14 protein-coding genes are annotated in these 18,762 nt (G+C 62.3%); 4 read left to right on the top strand and 10 right to left on the bottom strand.

The window, feature by feature from the left end:
• Positions 1-449: 449 nt before the first annotated feature.
• Together J2X35_RS09945 and J2X35_RS09940 are read right to left on the bottom strand one after the other, a co-directional pair.
• A complete protein-coding gene (locus J2X35_RS09945; protein ID WP_310184712.1) occupies positions 450-3,533 on the bottom strand; it encodes an efflux RND transporter permease subunit in 3,084 nt (1,027 codons plus the stop codon).
• Entirely contained in the window at positions 3,530-4,738 is a 1,209-nt protein-coding gene (locus J2X35_RS09940) for an efflux RND transporter periplasmic adaptor subunit (RefSeq protein ID WP_310184711.1), read from the bottom strand. The genes J2X35_RS09945 and J2X35_RS09940 overlap by 4 nt, the downstream gene beginning before the upstream one ends.
• A gap of 156 nt (positions 4,739-4,894) precedes the next feature.
• Between J2X35_RS09940 and J2X35_RS09935 the strand changes: the two genes are divergently transcribed.
• The 4 genes from J2X35_RS09935 (at position 4,895) to J2X35_RS09920 (ending at position 9,988) form a co-directional block, all read left to right on the top strand.
• Positions 4,895-5,452, top strand: coding sequence for a TetR/AcrR family transcriptional regulator (locus J2X35_RS09935; protein ID WP_056114518.1), 558 nt, complete (start codon positions 4,895-4,897; stop codon positions 5,450-5,452).
• Positions 5,453-5,603: 151 nt separating this feature from the next.
• The gene (locus J2X35_RS09930; RefSeq protein ID WP_056114521.1) at positions 5,604-6,632 is read left to right on the top strand and encodes an ABC transporter substrate-binding protein; all 1,029 of its coding nucleotides are present in this window, start codon (positions 5,604-5,606) and stop codon (positions 6,630-6,632) included.
• Positions 6,633-6,689: 57 nt separating this feature from the next.
• A complete protein-coding gene (locus J2X35_RS09925; RefSeq protein WP_310186101.1) occupies positions 6,690-8,912 on the top strand; it encodes an iron ABC transporter permease in 2,223 nt (740 codons plus the stop codon).
• Positions 8,912-9,988 carry an ABC transporter ATP-binding protein gene (locus tag J2X35_RS09920; RefSeq protein ID WP_200946429.1) on the top strand — a complete coding sequence of 359 codons (1,077 nt, stop codon included), beginning with the start codon at positions 8,912-8,914 and terminating at the stop codon, positions 9,986-9,988. The genes J2X35_RS09925 and J2X35_RS09920 overlap by 1 nt, the downstream gene beginning before the upstream one ends.
• Here the strand turns inward: J2X35_RS09920 and J2X35_RS09915 are convergent.
• The 8 genes from J2X35_RS09915 to J2X35_RS09880 form a co-directional block, all read right to left on the bottom strand.
• The gene (locus J2X35_RS09915) at positions 9,978-10,772 is read right to left on the bottom strand and encodes an inositol monophosphatase family protein (RefSeq protein WP_056114525.1); all 795 of its coding nucleotides are present in this window, start codon (positions 10,770-10,772) and stop codon (positions 9,978-9,980) included. The genes J2X35_RS09920 and J2X35_RS09915 overlap by 11 nt on opposite strands.
• A 112-nt stretch (positions 10,773-10,884) precedes the next feature.
• A complete protein-coding gene (locus tag J2X35_RS09910; RefSeq protein ID WP_310184710.1) occupies positions 10,885-11,238 on the bottom strand; it encodes a formate dehydrogenase subunit delta in 354 nt (117 codons plus the stop codon).
• Positions 11,228-12,076 carry a formate dehydrogenase accessory sulfurtransferase FdhD gene (fdhD, locus tag J2X35_RS09905; protein WP_310184709.1) on the bottom strand — a complete coding sequence of 283 codons (849 nt, stop codon included), beginning with the start codon at positions 12,074-12,076 and terminating at the stop codon, positions 11,228-11,230. The genes J2X35_RS09910 and fdhD overlap by 11 nt, the downstream gene beginning before the upstream one ends.
• Positions 12,077-12,280: 204 nt before the next feature.
• Positions 12,281-15,205, bottom strand: coding sequence for a formate dehydrogenase subunit alpha (gene fdhF / locus J2X35_RS09900; RefSeq protein ID WP_405023218.1), 2,925 nt, complete (start codon positions 15,203-15,205; stop codon positions 12,281-12,283).
• Positions 15,206-15,223: 18 nt separating this feature from the next.
• Positions 15,224-16,780, bottom strand: a complete 1,557-nt coding sequence (locus tag J2X35_RS09895; protein WP_310184707.1) for an NADH-quinone oxidoreductase subunit NuoF — start codon at positions 16,778-16,780, stop codon at positions 15,224-15,226.
• A complete protein-coding gene (locus J2X35_RS09890) occupies positions 16,777-17,256 on the bottom strand; it encodes a formate dehydrogenase subunit gamma (protein ID WP_310184706.1) in 480 nt (159 codons plus the stop codon). Before J2X35_RS09890 ends, J2X35_RS09895 begins: the two co-directional genes overlap by 4 nt.
• A gap of 165 nt (positions 17,257-17,421) precedes the next feature.
• Positions 17,422-18,321, bottom strand: a complete 900-nt coding sequence (locus J2X35_RS09885) for a LysR family transcriptional regulator (RefSeq protein WP_310186099.1) — start codon at positions 18,319-18,321, stop codon at positions 17,422-17,424.
• Between the two features lie 95 nt (positions 18,322-18,416).
• Positions 18,417-18,716 (bottom strand): hypothetical protein, encoded by a 300-nt coding sequence (locus tag J2X35_RS09880; RefSeq protein WP_156459874.1) that lies wholly within the window; start codon positions 18,714-18,716, stop codon positions 18,417-18,419.
• Between the last annotated feature and the right edge of the window lie 46 nt (positions 18,717-18,762).

The raw sequence follows: 18,762 nt of genomic DNA, 5'->3' as shown, positions 1-18,762 counted from the left end.
CACGCCTTGCGTGGAACCAGAAAACGAGGCCTTATATACGCGACAGTGCGGCCTTGCCACGGTTTAATTTCACTATCCGTTTTAACGGAATCGACGATTTGCCCTGTGGCCAGTGCGACTGACGTGAAATCGCCCAGTCCGAGCAGCCGGCCCGAAAAAAACCGAGACATGCATATGTCGTTCGTCCCTGGCACAACGGCGGCATCTCGCGCTTGTTCCAATCGAGTGTCGCCGCAACCGCTTCAGACAGATTCGAGAGACAAGGCGAAAGCCGGCCGGGTGATGGCGGCGATGATGAGGATGGTCAAGGTCGACGTCGCCAAGATCGAGGAAGCGGCAAAAGGATAAGCCGTCATTTGCACGGGCAGCAGATCAGCCCCGGACAAATAAAGGCGGTGGATCGCTCCACCGCCTTTATCTTTTCTGGCCGGAAAGTCGGCCGGCGGGACTTAGTCGTGCGCAGCCGGCATCAGCCTGGGATCCGGCTTTTCCGCATGGTGAGGCAAATCCTTGCTGGCGATCAGCGTGTAGAACATCGGCACGACGAACAGCGTGAACATCGTTCCGATGAGGATGCCGGTGAAGATCACCAGGCCCATCGAATAGCGCGCCGCCGCGCCGGCGCCGCTCGATGTGATCAGCGGCACCACGCCGAGCGCCATGGCGGCCGTGGTCATCAGGATTGGCCGCAGGCGCACCTTGGCAGAGGCGATGATGGCGTCGCGCCGGCGCATACCGTGAACGTCGCGCTGCTGGTTGGCAAATTCGACCAGCAGGATGCCGTGCTTGGTGATAAGGCCGATCAGCGTGATCAGACCCACCTGCGTGTAGATGTTGAGCGTGCCAAGGCCGAGGTTAAGCGGCACGATGGCGCCGAAGATCGATAGCGGCACCGACATCATGATGATCAGCGGGTCGCGGAAGCTTTCGAACTGCGCCGCCAGCACCAGGTATATGACCAGAATAGCTGCGCCGAAGGCGATCAGGATCGTATTGCCTTGCTCCTTTTCCTGCCGCGACTGGCCCGAATAGTCGATGAAGAACGAGTCATTCAGGGTCTGGTTGGCGATGTCCTCAATCGTCTTGAGGCCATCGCCCGTCGTCACGCCGGGAAGCGGCAGCGCTGAAATGGTCGCCGAGTTGAGCTGGTTGAACTGCTCGATCGCAGCTGGCGCCGAATTGGTCGAAATTTTCACCACAGCTGAAAGGGGCACCATGTCGCCTGAAACGCTGCGAACGAAATAGTCGCCGAGCTTTTCCGGGTTGTTGCGGAATTCCTGCGGCACCTGCGTGATGATGTCATAGCTGTTGGAATCGCGGTCGAACTGCGCCACTTCGGCTCCGCCGACCAGCAGCGTCAGCGTTCGGCCGATATCGGCAATAGGCAGGTTAAGCGCCGCGGCCCGGTCACGGTCGATCGTTACGGTGACCTGTGGCGCGTCGTAGGACATCGAGTTCTGCACGACGATGAAGCGCCCGGAGGCCTGCGCCTTGTTCTTGATCTGCTCGGCAGCCTCAAAGACTTGCGACGCATCGCCTGTCGATCGCACCACCATGGTGATCGGCAGGCCGCCGCCTGAACCCGGCAAGGTCGGTGGAGCGAAGACGAAGGCCTCCACACCGGCCACATTGCCGAGGCGGCCCTGGATGTCCGCCTGCAGTTCCTTCGAGCTGCGGGTGCGGTCGGCCCAGTCCTTGAAGGCGAAGCCGACGAAGGCGCTATTGGTTGCGCCGCCAAACGCGACAGCCGAGAACTGAGCCCGGGTTTCCGGTATGTCTTTCACCAGGCCGAGGATCTGGTTGACGTAGGTTGCGGTATAATCCGAAGTCGCGTAGCGGGGCGCCGTCACCAGCGAGAGCAGGAAGCCCTGATCTTCTTCCGGCGCCAGCTCGCTGGATGTCTTGGTGAACATGAACCCGGTCACGGCAACCAGCGCGATGACGATCATCAACGTCACCGGACGATACTTCAGCGACCCGCTCACCAGCCGTTCATAGCGGTTCTCGACGTAACCGAAGGTGGATTCGACGATCCGCTGGAACCGGCCCTGCTTGCCATGCTTAAGGATACGTGCCGACATCATCGGCGTGATCGTGACGGCCACGATGCCGGAAATGACCACGGAACCGGCCAGCGTCACGGCGAACTCGCGGAACAGCGCGCCGGTCAATCCGCCGGTGAACGCGAGCGGTGCGAAGACCGCGGCCAGCGTCAGCGTCATCGCGACAATTGCCGAGGATATTTCGCGCATGCCGTTGAACGCCGCCTGCATGGGCGACATGTGGTCTTCTTCCATGTGTCGGTGGACGTTTTCCACAACCACGATGGCGTCGTCGACCACCAGGCCGATGGCCAGAACCATGGCCAGCAGTGACAGCAGGTTGATCGAATAGCCGACTGCGAACAGAATGAAGCAGACGCCGATCAGGGCCAGCGGAATGGTCACGATCGGCATCAGGACCGACCGGAACGAGCCGAGGAAGAGCAGGATGACGACCACGACGATCGCCACCGCTTCGGCGATGGTCTTGTAGACCTCGTCGATGGAGGCGCTGATCTGCTCGGTCGAATCGTAGACGATCTCGATCGTCATGCCTTGCGGCAGGCTTTCCTGGATCAGCGGAACGATGTCATGAATTGCTTCCGCCGTCGTCAGCGGGTTCGCCGCCGGCGTCGGGAAAATGGCGAGGAAGGTGCCAGGCTTGCCGTTGAAGGTAACCCTGGTGTCCGTGCTTTCCGCTGCCAGCTCGACCTTCGCGACATCGCGTAACCTTACGACATTGCCGTCTTTCGAGCTCAGGGGCAGGGCGCCGAACGCCTCGGGGGTCTGGAGCGTGGAGCGGACAGTGATCGAAGAGACCACGAATTCGTTTTCCACCTTGCCCGGAGCGGACAGGAAGTTGGAAGAGTTGATGGCGGTCAGCACGTCCGACGCGGTGACCCCTCGCGAGGCAAGCTTCACCGGATCGATCCATACCCGCATCGAATAGTCCGCAGCGCCGAAAATCTGCACTTCCGCGACGCCTTCGACGGTCGACATGCGCGGGCGAATGACGCGCTCGATGTACTCGGTCAACTGCTCCGGCGTCATGTTCGGATTCTGCATCGAGATGTACATCATCGCGAACGAGTCGCCGGTCCCCTTGACGATGACCGGGTCCTTGGCCTCTTCCGGCAATTGGCCGCGCACGCCCTGCACCTTCGACAGAACTTCCGTCAGCGCCACGTCCGGGTTGGAGCCGAGCTTCATCTGCACGGTCACCGTGCTGGCCGAGGGGCGGCTGCTGGAGGTGACGTAGTCGATATTTTCCGTCGATGCGACCGCACGCGCGATCGGCGCGGAAATGAAGCCCTGGATCAGGTCCGCGCTGGCGCCTGGATAGGCAGTTGTTATCGTGATCGCGGTTTCATCGACCTTGGGATACTGGCGGATCGACAGGTTGAAGATGCCCTGGAAGCCGAGCAGCAGGATCATGCAGGCCAGAACGGTCGAAAGCACCGGCCGGCGAATGAAGATATCGGAAAAACTCATTTCGCCGCACCCTGCGGTTTGGAAAGATCGACGGTATTGTCGACCTTGACGGGAGCGCCGTTCGAGAGACGGTTCTGGCCCGCCGTGACGACTTCGTCGCCGCCGGCAACGCCTTCGGTGATTTCAACCATGCCGGCAAAGCGGCGGCCGGCCTTGACGAAGACCTGGTAGGCGGCGAGCGACGGCCCATCAGCCTTCGGCGCCGCCTGTTCCGCGGGTTTCGCCGCCTCGGGTTTTGCCTCAGCGCTTTTGGCATCCGTCGGGGCCGGCGCCTGCGCTGGAGCTTCAGCCTGTTTGGCCGGACGCACCACATAGACGAAATCCCCGTAAAGGCTCGTCGTCAGCGCTGTCTGTGGAATGGCGATGACGCCGTCTTCCTTGGGGAGCTCTACACGAACCTGGAGGAATTGGCCCGGGCTGAGCTGTCCGTCCGGATTTGAGACGTCGGCTCGCACCGACACCAGCCTGCTGGCCGGGTCGACCTTGGGATCGATACCGGTGATCTTTCCCCTGAAGGTAAGGTCGTTGGTGGTCCTGCCGAAAGCGACCGGCTGGCCGATCTTCAATGAATTGAGCAGTTGCTCGGGGACCGTGAAGTCAGCCCGCATCGTATCGAGGTCTTGCAGAGTCGCGACGATGGTTCCAGGCGCGATATACTGTCCCTGCTCGATCCTCGGGATGCCGAGGGTGCCGGAGAAAGGCGCATTGAGCAGTTTCTGATCCGCCAGCGCCTGCAACTTCACAACCTGCGACTTGGAAGTCGAAGCGGCGGCGCGCGCCGTATCGAGCGTTGCGTCGGAGCCGACTCCGCGCCTCTGCAATTCGACCGCGCGGTCGAGCGCCTGCTGATCGAGGGCCGCCTGCGTCTTGGAAGCAGCGAGGTCTGCCTGTTCGACCGCGTCGTCGAGTCGCACCAGAAGCTGTCCGCGTTCGACGTGCTGGTTGGCGGAGAACAGCAGTTCCTTGATGATGCCCGTCGTCTCGACGGTCAGGGCGACGCCGCGTGAGGCTGCCACCGTGCCAATCGCCTCGATGCCGGGGGTCCAGGGCGCGGGTTCCACCTTCGCGGTGGAGACCGTCAGCTGATTGACCGGCATATTGGCGAAAAACTGCGAAATCGCATTGTCACGGAAGATGTTGAAGCCGACGATGCCGCCGCAAATCAGAACGAGCAATACGAAGGCGATAATCAGGCGCTTTATCACGATGGTCCCCTCTCGGCCGGTTACCCGGTTTGGTCTTCCGAACCCGGCTCAGAGTCGGTTTCGGACGTTCGTCTAACTGTACCGTCCGGACGGTCTTGTCAACGGCACCAAAGCTACTGTAGGTAGTCTTGGCTTGCAGACCGGTCACGGAGCGCAATGAAAGTCCAACGCACGAACTCACGGGAGAAAATCCTCGCCGCCGCAGCCGATGTCGCGCGTGAGACGGGGCCGGGGAGTCTCTCTCTCGATGCCGTCGCCGCCCGGGCGGGCGTTTCGAAGGGTGGACTACTTTACAATTTTCCGACCAAGGCGAAGCTCCTTCAGGCCCTGGTCGAAGACTATCTCTATGATTTCGATCAATCTCTCGAAGAGGCTGCGTCCAACAGCGACGGCAAGGAAAGCCTGCTGTCGCTCTATGTCAGGCTCTCGGCCAGGGAATGCGAGGAGAACGTCTCCTGTCCGTCATGGATATTTTCTGCCGTCGCTGAGGATCCCGATTTCCTTGAACCGATCAAGATATTCAGACGGCAGCTTTTTAATCGGCTGAAATCCGAAACGCCAGACCTCAAGGTTCTGCTGGTGACATATCTGGCCATCGAAGGCCTGCGAAGCATGAACCTCTTCGATTCCAAGGTTCTTTCCGGCGAAGAACGGAAGCTTCTCGTCTCGTCGCTTATATCAATCGCGGAGTCGGCTGGACCCAATCTCCAGTAGCGCTGTCCGCTGAAATGGGCAGAGATCGGTGGAATGGAAAAAATGTTCCACCGAGAGTCTCCTTTGGAATTGCAATTCCCTTAAAATCCCATCAGATTGTTTGTTTCCGGCGTGCTTTTTAGTAAGTCGGCAAATGACAGGGAGGAATATAATGACCAGCAAATCATTGTTGGCTGCCGGTGTCGTCGCGCTCGGACTGTGGGGCGCGACATCTGCGGCGAAAGCGGAAAGCCTGACCGTCTATTGTGGCGTCGATGAAGCCTGGTGCCAACTCATGGCGCGTGCCTTCGAGGAAAAGACCGGCATCACAGTCGATATGACGCGCAAGAGCGCTGGCGAAATCTATGCGCAGCTCCGCGCCGAGAAGGACAATCCCAAGGGCGATATCTGGTGGGGCGGCACCGGCGACCCGCATCTGCAGGCAGCGGAAGAAGGGCTGACCGAGGAATACAAGTCGCCCATGCTCGACCAGTTGCAGCCCTGGGCGATCAAGCAGGCGGAAGCAGCGGGCAATCGCACAGTCGGTGTCTATTCCGGCGCTCTCGGTTTCGGCTACAACAAGGATTTGCTGGCAAAGAACAATCTGCCTGAGCCGAAATGCTGGGCCGACCTGATCAAGCCTGAATACAAGGGGCAAATCCAGGTGGCCAATCCGAATTCCTCCGGCACCGCCTACAACCTTCTCGCCACGATCGTCCAGATCATGGGGGAGGACAAGGGTTTCGAATATCTCAAGGCCCTGCACAAGAACATCAACCAGTACACCAAGTCGGGCTCCGCCCCGATCAAGGCGGCGGGCCTCGGTGAAACGACGATCGGCATCGTCTTCGTCCATGATGCGGTGGCGCAGACCGTTGCCGGCTTCCCGATCGTTCCGGTCATTCCTTGCGAAGGCACGGGCTACGAAATCGGTTCGGAATCGATCATCAAGGGTGCGCGCAACCTCGACGCCGCCAAAAAGTTCTACGACTGGGCGCTGACCGCGGAAGTGCAGTCACGCGCGCCGGAAGTGAACTCCTTCCAGGTGCCCTCCAACAAGGCTGCCAAGCAGTCCGACAAGGCGCCGGACCTGTCGAAGATCAAGCTAATCGACTACGACTTCAAGAAGTACGGCTCCAGCGAGGAGCGCAAGCGCCTCTTGAAGAAGTGGGACGATGAGGTGGCTTCGCTGCCGCAGTAAAGACCCGTGCGTTTCCGCGAGAACCGCTGGCCGTTCCACCCGACCGTCATCCTCTGGATGGCGGTTGGCTGGGTCGGTTTTGCCCTCCTGCCATGGTACGGGCTCGATGGCTTCTTCGGCCTGTCGTGGCTGTTCGACGGCTATCCGCTCGACAGCGAGGTCGCGCCGGCGCTCTTCCTGAACCTGCAGGGGCAGAAGCTCTGGCTGGCGCCTTTGGGCTTCCTGCTCTTGGCGCCTTTTCTCCTGTGGGGGCGGGCGAAGTCGGACCCACTCTTCGGCAGGCTGCTGATCCTGGTCGGGGCCGCCGGCTTCGGCTGGCTGCTGGTGCAAGGCTTCTCCATCGGCCTGCGCGGCTGGCAGTTCGACTGGCTCAACGGGCTTTTCGGTGAACTTGGCGACCGCCAGTTCGGTATGGGTTACGGCGCGCTTCTGGTGGCCGGTGCTTTCCTGTTCCTGTTTACCCTCGGCGTCGCCGCCCGCGGCGCGATAGGCGGCGATGTCTTCGTCGTCAGTTCCATCGGGTTTGTCGTGACCATGGTCGCGATCTTCATTTTCATGCCGATCCTGCAGATGTTCGCCAATGCGATGGAAACCGACACCGGCTATTCGCCGCTGGTTTTCCTCGGAAAGTTGTTCAGCGAGCGCATCTGGGGGCTGGACTGCGTTTTCGGCGGCACGCGCTGCGGCGTGGCCTGGAATTCGCTGTTGCTCGCAGTCCTGGTCGGGCTGGCGACAACCTTCCTCGGCCTCGTCTTCGCTTTGGTGGTGACGCGAACCGGGTTCAAATACGGCAAGCTGCTCCGCGCCTTGACGGTGCTGCCGATCATCACGCCGGCCTTCGTCATCGGTCTGGCGATCATCCTTCTGTTTGGCCTGTCGGGTGCGGTGACGCAAGGCATCTCCGGCATGCTCGGCATCCAGCCGACGCGCTGGGTCTACGGGCTTCCGGGCTTGCTGATCGCCCAGTTGCTGGCTTTCACGCCCATCGCTTTCCTTGTGCTGATCGGCGTCGTCGAGGGCGTCAGCCCCTCCATGGAAGAGGCGTCGCAGACGCTGCGGGCCAGCCGCTGGCAGACCTTCTGGACCGTGTCGCTGCCGTTGATGCGCCCGGGCCTGGCCAACGCCTTCCTGCTCGGTTTTATCGAGAGCCTGGCCGATTTCGGCAATCCGCTGGTGTTGAGCGGCAATTACGACGTGCTGTCGACGGAAATCTTCTTCGCCATCGTCGGCGCGCAGAACGATGCGGGGCTGGCCGCGATCCTTGCTCTTGTCCTGCTCGTCTTCACGCTGGGCGCCTTTTATGCGCAACGTTTCTGGCTGGGCAAGCGCTCCTACACCACCGTTTCCGGCAAGGGCGATTCAGGCGTGCATCCGCACCTGCCTTCGGTCCTGACGTGGGTGTTGTACGCTATCGCCGGCGTCTGGACCTTCTTCACCGTCGTTGTCTATGCGACCATCTTCTATGGCAGCTTCGTCAAGCTCTGGGGCGTCGATCAGACCCTGACCTTCCAGCATTACATCAAGGCGTTTTCCATCGGCTGGACCGGCTTTGGCCTGCACTGGTCGGGCTCCGCCTGGCAATCATTCTGGACGACGATGGAGATCGCCCTGATCTCGGCGCCGCTGACGGCGGGCATCGGCCTTTTGACCGCTTATCTCTTGGTGCGGCAGAATTTCCGCGGCAAGAACGCCTTCGAATTCGCAACCATGCTGTCCTTTGCCATTCCTGGCACCGTCATCGGCGTCAGCTACATCATCGCCTTCAACGTGCCGCCGATCGAACTGACCGGCACCGGCATCATCCTTGTGCTGTCCTTCATCTTCCGCAACATGCCGGTCGGCGTGCGGGCTGGCGTCGCCTCCATGTCGCAGCTCGACCGCAGCCTGGACGAATCCTCACTCACGCTGGGGGCCAATTCCTTCCAGACGTTCCGCCGCATCATCCTGCCGCTTCTGCGGCCGGCCATGCTGGCGGCGCTGGTCTATTCCTTCGTTCGCGCCATGACCGCCATCAGCGCCGTGATCTTCCTGGTCAGCGCGCGTTACGACCTGTCGACGAGCTACATCGTCGGCCGCGTCGAGAACAATGAGTACGGCATCGCCATCGCCTATTCGACGGTGCTGATCTTTGTGATGCTTGTGGTGATCGGCCTGATGCAGCTGTTGGTCGGCCGCCGCAACATCGGCCGCAGGGGCGTGCAGAGCAAGGGCGGCTGGAGCGTGCGCACCAATGTCGGCATTCCGACTGGCGGCCAGCAGACGATAGCGGGAGCGGGATGATGGTGGAAATCCGTAGCAACGCGGCTTCGGTGGTGTTCGAGGACGTCACCAAGACCTATCCCGGCGGAACCACGCCTGCCGTCAACGATATCTCGCTGACTATCGAGGCAGGCAAGCTGGTGACGCTGCTCGGTCCTTCCGGCTGCGGCAAGACCACCACCCTGCGCATGATCGCCGGGCTGGAGATGCCGAGCAGCGGGCGCATCCTGATCGGTGGGAAGGATGTCACGCGCTTGCCGGCGACCGACCGCGACGTCTCCATGGTGTTCCAGTCCTATGCGCTGTTTCCGCATATGACGGTGCTGCAGAACGTATCCTATGGCCTGGGATTCTCCGGCTATGATAAGAAGGAAACCACGTCGCGCGCCCATGCCGGGCTGGAGCTGGTCGGTCTCACGGGTTTCGAATCCCGGCTGCCGAGTGAGCTTTCCGGGGGCCAGCAGCAGCGTGTCGCCGTTGCACGCGCGCTGGTTCTCGAACCGCAGGTGCTTCTCTTCGACGAGCCGCTGTCCAACCTCGATGCCAAGCTGCGGCGGCATGTGCGCGAGGAGATACGTGAGATCCAGACCAAGCTCGGCCTGACGGTGGTCTACGTCACTCACGACCAGGAGGAGGCGCTCGCCGTTTCCGACCGCATCATCGTCATGAACCGCGCCGTGATCGCGCAGGACGGCACGCCGCGTGAACTTTACGACGCGCCGAGCAATGCCTTCGTGGCGGACTTCATTGGAGAGGCCAATATCTTCGACTGCGAGATCGTTGCGGTGAACAAGGGTCAGGCCACCGTGAAGCTGGGCTCCGTCGAGCTCAAGATGGCTGCGCGCGATTTTACGCCCGGTCCAGCCAAGCTGGCGATCCGGCCAAGTCGTGTGGAAATCAAAACCGGCGGAGCGGCCAACACAATTGCCGGCAAGCTTGCCAAGGTGACCTATGTAGGCAGCCATTTGGAACTACTGGTCGAGGCCGATATCGGCAACGTCTTCGTGCTATCGCCGGATGTCGATGCATCCTTTGAAGTCGGGCAGGCAGTGGGCGTCGGGTTTCCCAAAGGCGGCCCGGTTCTGATCAAAGCTTAAACGCATCCAGGCTGAACTGCCGAAGTTTCGGGAAGATGCCCTTGCCGGCGCAGATCACCAGCGTTCCGTCCTGAAGGACGGTGGCGGGGTCTGGCTCGACGATGGTCCCGCCTGCCTCTTCCACCAGCAGCAGAGCGGCGAGGCAGTCCCAGGCATTCATGTGTTCTTCCGCATAGCCGAGCAGGCGGCCGGCGGCGACATAGGCCAGCATCAGCGCCCCGGAGGCGTTGCGAAAGAACACACCGCCTTCCGCCATGATGTCGCGCATCAGCGGCAGCACCTTCGCTGCCTCAACTCGATTGGAAAAGCCGATACCGATCGAACCTTCCGTCATGCGGGTGGCCGGGCTGGCGCGCATAGTCTTGCCATTGACGAATGCGCCGCCGCCCTTGCGTCCATAGAAGGTTTCGCCCGAAGAAGGCTCATGTACCGCGCCAACCACGGTCCGGCCATCCTTGGTGCAGGCGATCACCACCGTCCAGGCCGGAATGCCGCGGACGAAATTGGCGGTGCCGTCTATCGGGTCGAGGACCCAGTCATAGCCGGTCGAGCTGGCGACTGGCGCGTGTTCCTCGCCGACGATGCCATCGCCGGGATAAGCTTCATTGATCGCCGCGCGAATGAACAGTTCCAACTCCCGGTCGGCGTTGGAGACGAGGTCCTGGTGTCCCTTGCTCTCGACCGTGAGCTTGTCGACCTCGCGGAAATATTTCATGCCGAGTTCGCCGGCCTGCTTCGCGATATCGACCGCGAATTTCAACCGCGCTTCAAGGTCCTGGCTCATCGTGCTCTCCGCTTCGAGTGCGGAGGCTGATAGCAGAGCGCCGTCATCGGCGGAAGCGATTGCCAGCTAAGAGGATCAGAATCTGCGAGCCGGTGCCACAAATTGCTGTGTGCTATTTTTGTGAGGCGGCGATCTCGGCCTTGGATTCGCCGGCCGCGCTTCCCTTGCCACCGGGCGCGCCGCGTTCCACATCGGCGCCTGCGCCGATGCCCACGCCTTCCGGCGCCGTCGGTGGTCGCACCATCGGCGCCGCGGCAAGCACCAGTTCGTCGAAGCCTTTACCGCCTGCATCGAGCAGCTCGAAAAACTGGCGCCGCATTCTCGGCTCCCAGAATTTGTTGATATGCTCAGCGACACCGGCCACGCCTTCCTCGCGCGGTTTCGAACGGAAGAAGGTCGCGATCTGGTTGGCCATGCGAACCAGCTTTTCGGCGGTGCTGGCGGTGTGATGCTCGTCATGCGACATGGTCTGGAACTCCGATGGTCACCCGCTCCGGGTGGGTGAAAAGATCGAAATCGTCGCCGCGTACCAGGGCCGCGAGCGTCATGCCGGCGACCTCGGCGTTGCGGATCGCCAGCGCCGTCGGCGCCGATACCGCGATGATCGCGGGTGACCCGATCGCTGCCGTCTTCTGCACCATCTCGACAGACACGCGCGATGTGACGACGACCGCGCCCGACGCACCGTCAATTCCCGCTTTGGCGAGCGCGCCCGCCAGCTTGTCGAGTGCGTTGTGACGGCCGACGTCTTCTCGCGCCAGCACGATCTCGCCCTTCGAGCCTTTGCCGGGAATGTAGAAACCGGCTGCGTGAACAGCACCCGTCTTTGCATGAAAAGGCTGCTGCCGGGACAGAAGCTTGACCGAGGAAACGATATCGTCGGCGGAAAGCCGAAGCCCCGCCGCACCGACCGCTCTGACCGAACGCATCGCCTCCTCGATGGATTCGATGCCGCACAGGCCACAGCCGACGGGTCCGGCCAGCCTGCGGCGGCGCACCTCGAAGCGGGTGTTGGCCTTGTCCTTCAGGCGGATCTGGATGTCGATGCCGGCGCCGCCACTTTCACCGGCAAGGTCCTCGATCTCTATGGCTTCGATCTCCTCCGGCAACGCGATGATGCCTTCGGTCAGCGAGAAGCCGAGCGCGAAGTCTTCCAGGTCGGCGGGGGAGGCCATCATCACCGCATGGGTTGTGCCGGCATAGGACAACGCCACAGGTGTTTCTTCCGGGACCATGCGGTCGGCTTGCTTGGTGCCATCCGCGCGGTGTGCAAGGCGGTTGGTGGAAGTAAGGGGCGGGCGCACTTTACCCTCCCCCTTGTGGGGGCCCGAAAGACCGGCGGGACCCGTGGCTCGCCCCGGCAAGTTGGCGTGCAAAGCGAAGGCTATGAGACGGAGTGGAGGGGCAGAAGATCGCACAGGTACGACGCTCGGGTGACAGTGCATCCCTACCCACGGCCTTCGGCGCGAACCTCCCCACCAGGGGGAGGGGGGAACGCTGCGCGCCTGTCACTCCGCCGCCTCGAGATGCCCCTTGATGCGGCGGCTGCGGCGGGCGAACTCGTCATACTCTTCCTGCCAGTCGCTTGGGCCGTTGGACGGCGCCACCTGCACCGCGGTCACCTTGTATTCAGGGCAGTTCGTCGCCCAGTCGGAGAAATCCGTGGTGACGACGTTCGCCTGCGTGTCAGGGTGATGGAAGGTCGTATAGACGACACCGGGCGACACCCTGTCGGTGATCAGCGCCCTGAGTGTCGTCTCGCCGGCGCGGCTCTGGATGCGTACCCAGTCGCCGTCGCGCAGGCCGCGGTTCTCGGCATCGTGCGGATGGATTTCCAGCCGGTCCTCGTCATGCCAGACGACATTGCCGGTGCGGCGCGTCTGCGCGCCGACATTGTACTGCGACAGGATGCGCCCGGTCGTGAGCAGCAGCGGAAAGCGCGGGCCGGTGCGCTCGTCCGTCGCGACATATTCGGTGCGGATGAACTTGCCTTTGCCGCGCACGAAGCCGTCGACATGCATGATCGGCGTACCCATCGGCGCCTTCTCGTTGCAGGGCCACTGAACCGACCCGACCTTGTCGAGGAATTCGAACGATACGCCGGCGAAGCTCGGCGTCGTCTGCGCGATCTCGTCCATGATCTGGGAGGGATGGGTGTAGTTCCAGTCCAGTCCGATGGCCTGGGCGAGCTTTTGCGTCGCTTCCCAGTCGGCATAGGTGCTTTTCGGCTCCAGCACCTTGCGCACCATGTTGATGCGCCGCTCGGCATTGGTGAAGGTGCCGTCCTTCTCCAGGAAGGTCGAGCCGGGCAGGAAAACATGCGCGTAGTTGGCCGTCTCGTTGAGGAAGAGATCGTGCACCACCACGCATTCCATCGCGGCGAGGCCGGCGGCGACATGCCTGGTGTCGGGATCGGATTGAAGAATGTCCTCGCCCTGGATGTAGATGCCCTTGAACGAGCCATCGACGGCGGCGTCCAGCATGTTGGGGATGCGCAATCCGGGTTCGTCGTCCAGCTTCACGCCCCACAGGCTTTCGTAGATGTCGCGAACGGCTTCGCCGGAGATGTGGCGGTAACCCGGCAATTCGTGCGGGAACGATCCCATGTCGCATGAGCCTTGCACGTTGTTCTGGCCGCGCAGCGGGTTCACGCCGACGCCGCGCCGGCCGATATTGCCGGTGGCCATCGCAAGATTGGCGATTGCCATCACCGTCGTCGACCCCTGGCTGTGCTCGGTGACGCCGAGCCCATAATAGATCGCGCCGTTGCCGCCGGTAGCGAAGAGCCGCGCCGCGCCGCGGATGGCCTCAGGATCGACGCCGGCCAGTTCGCCGACAATCTCGGGCCTATTCTCAGGCAGTGCCACGAACGAGGCCCAGTCCTGGAATTCGGCCCAGTCGCAGCGCTCGCGGATGAAGGCCTCGTCGAACAGGCCTTCGGTGACGATGACATGCGCCAGCGCCGACAGCATCGCCACGTTGGTGCCCGGCTTCAGCGGCAGATGATACTGCGCCTCGACATGCGCGGAGCGCACGATGTCGGTGCGTCGCGGATCGAGCACGATCAGCCTGGCGCCCTGCCGCAGGCGCCGCTTCATCCGCGAAGCGAACACAGGATGCGCGTCCGTCGGGTTGGCGCCGATGATCATGATGACGTCGCTCTCGTCGACGGAATCGAAATCCTGTGTGCCCGCCGAGGTGCCGTAGGTCTGGCCGAGCCCGTAGCCGGTCGGCGAATGGCAGACGCGGGCGCAGGTATCGACATTGTTGTTGCGGAAACCCTGCCGCACCATTTTTTGAACGAGATAGGTCTCCTCATTGGTGCAGCGCGACGAGGTGATGCCGCCGATCGAGGTGCGGCCGTACTGATGCTGGATGCGGCGGAATTCCTTGGCCGTATGGGCGATCGCCTCTTCCCATGATACCTCGCGCCAGGGGTCGGTGATCTTCTCGCGCAGCATCGGGTTGAGGATGCGGTCCTTGTGGGTCGAATAGCCATAGGCGAAACGGCCCTTGACGCAGGAATGGCCGTGATTGGCCTTGCCCTCCTTGTAGGGCATCATGCGGATGACCTCGTCCTGCCCGGCCTCGTTCGTCTTAACTTCGGCCTTGAACGAGCAACCGACGCCGCAATAGGCGCAGGTGGTGACGACGGAGCGCTCCGGCATCCCTTTCTCGAGCACCGATTTCTCGCGCAGCGCGTCAGTCGGGCAGGCCTGCACGCAGGCGCCGCAGGACACGCATTCGGATTCGACGAATGCTTCGTTCATCGAGGCGACCATGCGGCTTTCGAAGCCGCGGCCCTCGATGGTCAGCGCGAAGGTGCCTTGCACTTCCTCGCAGGCGCGTACGCAGCGCGAACAGACGATGCACTGCGCCGGATCGTAAGTGAAATAGGGATTGGATTCGTCGCGCGCGATGTAGTCGATGGCAAGAGAACCGTGCCCCGGCGCTACGCCGCCTTCGGTGGGCTCGACATGGTTGCGGCCCTCGACGCCGTAGCGGTTTTCGGCCAGGCCGACCGATGCCGCCACCGCATCGAACTCGCTGGCGCCGGTGCCGGCCTGTTCGTTCCAGCCCATCGGATGGTCGGAGACGTAAAGCTCCATCACGCCGCGGCGGATGGCATCCAGCCGATCGGATTGCGTGCGCACGACCATGCCCTCGCCCACCGGCGTGGTGCAGGAGGCTGGCGTGCCGTTACGGCCGTCGATCTCGACCAGGCAGATGCGGCACGAGCCGAACGAATCCAGCATGTCGGTGGCGCACAGTTTCGGAATTTCGACGCCGGCTTCCATCGAGGCGCGCATGATCGAAGTGCCTTCCGGCACGGTGATCGACCTGCCATCGACGGTCAGCGTCACCTGCTTCTCGGCGCTGGAGGCTGGCGTGCCGAAGTCGATTTCCTCGACCAGCGATTTGATGTCGGGCATCACGTTCATCTGCCGCTCCTATTCCGCCGCCTGCTGAACCGGCGCTGGTTTGAAATCATCGCCGAAATGGTTGATCGCGCTCATCACCGGGTAGGGCGTGAAGCCACCGAGCGCGCACAGTGAGCCGAATTTCATCGTGTTGCAGAGGTCGGTGACAAGCGCGAGGTTTTTCTCCGGCTCGATGCCGCTGGCGACCTTGTCCAGAACTTCCACCCCGCGCTGCGAGCCGATGCGGCACGGTGTGCACTTGCCGCAGCTTTCGACGGCGCAGAATTCCATGGCGAAACGCGCCATCTTCAGCATGTCGGCGGTGTCGTCGAACACGGTGATGCCGGCATGGCCGATCAGGCCGTCGCGCTTGGCGAACTCCTCGTAGTCGAATGGCGTGTCGAACAGTTCGCGCGGGAAGTACGCGCCCAGCGGCCCGCCGACCTGCACCGCCTTCACCGGTCGGCCGCTCGCCGTGCCGCCACCGATCCCGTCGACGATTTCGCCCAGCGTCAGGCCGAATGCGACCTCGTAAAGGCCGCTGTTCTTGACGTTACCGGCGATCTGGATCGGGATGGTGCCGCGCGAACGGCCCATGCCGAAATTCTTGTAGTACTCGGCGCCCCTGTCCATGATGATCGGCACCGAGGCCAGGCTGATGACGTTGTTGATGACCGTCGGCTTGCCGAGAAATCCCTGAATTGCCGGTAGTGGCGGCTTGGCCCGCACCACGCCGCGCTTGCCTTCAAGCGAGTTGAGCAGCGAGGTTTCCTCGCCGCAGACATAGGCGCCGGCGCCGACGCGGATTTCCATGTCGAAGGCGTGGGAAGAGCCGAGCACCGCCGGACCGAGCATGCCGGCCTTGCGCGCGACGTCCACCGCGCGGCGCATCTTGTCGACGGCATGCGGATATTCGGAGCGGATGTAGACATAACCCTTGGTCGCGCCGGTGGCGATGCCGGCGATCGCCATGCCTTCGAGCAACACGAATGGATCGCCTTCCATGATCATTCGGTCGGCGAAGGTGGCGCTGTCCCCCTCGTCGGCATTGCAGACGATATATTTCTGCGCCGCCGCCGTATCGAGCACCGTCTTCCATTTCACCCCGGTGGGGAACCCGGCGCCGCCGCGCCCGCGCAGGCCGGACTCGGTCACCTGAGCAACGATGTCGGCAGGCGGCATCGCCACCGCCTTGCGCAACCCCTTGAGACCGCCATGACGCTCGTAGGAGTCGAGCGACAGCGGATCGATCACGCCGCAGCGCGCGAAGGTCAGCCGGGTCTGGCCGGCGAGGAACGGAATCTTGTCTGGCGAACCCAGCCACCTTTTATGATGCGCGCCGGTTAGGAAGCCGGCGTCAAAAAGGCCTTTGACATCCGAAGGCTTGACCGGCCCGTAGGCGACGCGGCCGTTCGCCGTAGCGACCTCCACCATCGGTTCAAGCGAATACGCCCCGCGCGATCCGTTGCGCACGATCCTCGCGTCGATGCCACGCCGGGCCAGTTCCTGCCTGATTGCCGTGGCAACCTTCTCCGCACCGAGCGCCAGCGCGCCGGAATCGTCCGGTATGAAGATGCGCGGGGTCATGTGCGCACCTCGGCAACGATCGCGTCGATCTTTTCGTTGTCGAGCCGACCGATGACCTCGCCATCCAGCATGGCGGAGGGTGAACAGGCGCAAAGGCCGAGGCAATAGACAGGCTCCAGCGTCACCGAGCCGTCCTTCGTCGTTTCGTGAAAGCCGATGCCGAGTAACTGCTTCAGTCGCGCCGCGACCGCATCCGAGCCCATCGACTGGCAGGCCTCTGCCTGGCAAAGCTTTAGGACGTGCCGTCCCGCCGGCTCACGGCGGAAGTCGTGATAGAAGGTGACGACGCCATGGACCTCGGCCCGCGACAGGTTGAGCGCATGGGCGATGACCGGCAGCGATCCCTGCGGCACATAGCCGAATTCTGCCTGAATGCCGTGCAGGATCGGCAGCAACGGCCCTTCCAGATCCTTCAGATTCTGGACGATGGACGCCGTTCGCGCCTCGATCTCGGTACTTGCAGGCTGCATGGACATGCAGCGCCCTCCCTGGAACCAGTCAATGCCGCGGCCGATGAAGCAGCCGATAGACGGTGCCTTATAAAAGCGCCATCGTTTCGAACGAAAACAGACAAAATCGCATAAATCAATAAAGCCTTTTCGTTGAACGATAGGGTTTTTCTATCAAGGAGCCCTTCTAACTCAATCTTTCACCTTGAAAGCGCCAGCCAGCGTCATCGCCTCTTCCAGAAGCGCCGAAACCAGCGGCGTATGCGGCTCGCGCGAGGCCGCAACAAGACCGACAGCGTGACTGGCATTGGGCTCGACGATGGGGATGGCGCGGATCGGTTCGGCAAAGCCGAAGGTCTCGGCCAGGTTGAGCGGCATGATCGACGACCATTTGCCGGTCCTGATGTGCGAGAACAGTACGATCATCGAGTTCGATTCCAGCGTCGGTCGGACCTCGACGCCGGCTTCGGTCAGATGCTGGTCGATGATGCGGCGGTTCTGCATGTCGGGCGTCAGCAGGCAGAGCGGCAGCCGGCTTACCTCAGCCCATGTCACCCGGTCGCGATCCGAATAGGGGTTTCCCATGGCGGTGATGAGCTGGTAGCGCTCGTTATAGAGCGGCACCCGGCTCACACGGCCGAGCGGCTCGTTGTCGAGGTAGGTTATGCCGGCATCTATGTCGAAATTGCCGAGCAGCGTCAGCACCTCGATGGAGGTCCGCGACAGGATGGAGAAGGTGACGCCGGGGTGCTTTTCCCGGAAAGGCGTCGTCAGCCGCGCCACCATGGCGAGCGCGGTGGGGATCGCCGCGATGCGGATGTGGCCTGACAGGCCGTGGCGGGCGGCCCGCATCTCTTCCTTCATGGCGCGTGCATCGCCGACGATGCGCTTTGCCCATTGCAGCACCTGCACGCCCTCCGGCGTCAGGCCCTGGAAACGGGAGCCGCGCATCACCAGCATGACGCCGAGCTGGTCTTCGAGCTGCTTGATGCCGGCCGAAAGGGTCGGCTGGGTAATTCCGAGCTGTTCGGCCGCGCGGCCGAAATGCCGTTCCCGGGCCAGCGCAATGAAGAATTCCAGCTTGTCCAGCACGACCCGCAATAGCCCTTGCTCAGTCGGGTCACATCAGCCTGACTGTCCTTACAGTTAACTGCCTTGCTGCGGCGCCGCTAGGTCTGACCCCAGACTCAGCATTCATCCGTGCATATGCCGGGCGGGTCGATATACATGCCCAGGCAATTGCCGTTCTCATCTTCGAAGATCACCACGTCTGGATGCTGCCAGTCGGCCACGAAAAGCGAAACGTCGGTCTTCGCGATGTCCTTGGGGCCGATCTTGAAACGAATGGCGGCTGCCTGGTTTCCGGTTATGCCGGAAACCAGCTTTGAAAGCTGGCTCAGGTTTTCCTTGGCGGCGGCCATATATTTGCGGGCGTTGTCGATATCTGGCGCTGAAAGCTGACGTTGCGATGAACTGGATTGGGCCATCGTCGTTACCATGTGCTGGAGGTCTGGTTACGGTCTGCTGAAAGTC

The organism is Mesorhizobium sp. BE184, assembly GCF_031457045.1.
Classification (GTDB): Bacteria; Pseudomonadota; Alphaproteobacteria; order Rhizobiales; family Rhizobiaceae; genus Mesorhizobium.
The sequence above is the reverse complement of the archived record's forward strand: the minus strand, read 5'-3'. Positions and strand labels throughout refer to the sequence as shown.

Coding starts and splice junctions, on each gene's coding strand:
- J2X35_RS09945 (WP_310184712.1), bottom strand. CDS start 3,533: ATGAGTTTTTCCGATATCTTCATTCGCCGGCCGGTGCTTTCGACCGTT.
- J2X35_RS09935 (WP_056114518.1), top strand. CDS start 4,895: ATGAAAGTCCAACGCACGAACTCACGGGAGAAAATCCTCGCCGCCGCA.
- J2X35_RS09930 (WP_056114521.1), top strand. CDS start 5,604: ATGACCAGCAAATCATTGTTGGCTGCCGGTGTCGTCGCGCTCGGACTG.
- J2X35_RS09925 (WP_310186101.1), top strand. CDS start 6,690: ATGGCGGTTGGCTGGGTCGGTTTTGCCCTCCTGCCATGGTACGGGCTC.
- J2X35_RS09920 (WP_200946429.1), top strand. CDS start 8,912: ATGGTGGAAATCCGTAGCAACGCGGCTTCGGTGGTGTTCGAGGACGTC.
- J2X35_RS09915 (WP_056114525.1), bottom strand. CDS start 10,772: ATGAGCCAGGACCTTGAAGCGCGGTTGAAATTCGCGGTCGATATCGCG.
- J2X35_RS09910 (WP_310184710.1), bottom strand. CDS start 11,238: ATGTCGCATGACGAGCATCACACCGCCAGCACCGCCGAAAAGCTGGTT.
- fdhF (WP_405023218.1), bottom strand. CDS start 15,205: ATGCCCGACATCAAATCGCTGGTCGAGGAAATCGACTTCGGCACGCCA.
- J2X35_RS09895 (WP_310184707.1), bottom strand. CDS start 16,780: ATGACCCCGCGCATCTTCATACCGGACGATTCCGGCGCGCTGGCGCTC.
- J2X35_RS09890 (WP_310184706.1), bottom strand. CDS start 17,256: ATGTCCATGCAGCCTGCAAGTACCGAGATCGAGGCGCGAACGGCGTCC.
- J2X35_RS09880 (WP_156459874.1), bottom strand. CDS start 18,716: ATGGCCCAATCCAGTTCATCGCAACGTCAGCTTTCAGCGCCAGATATC.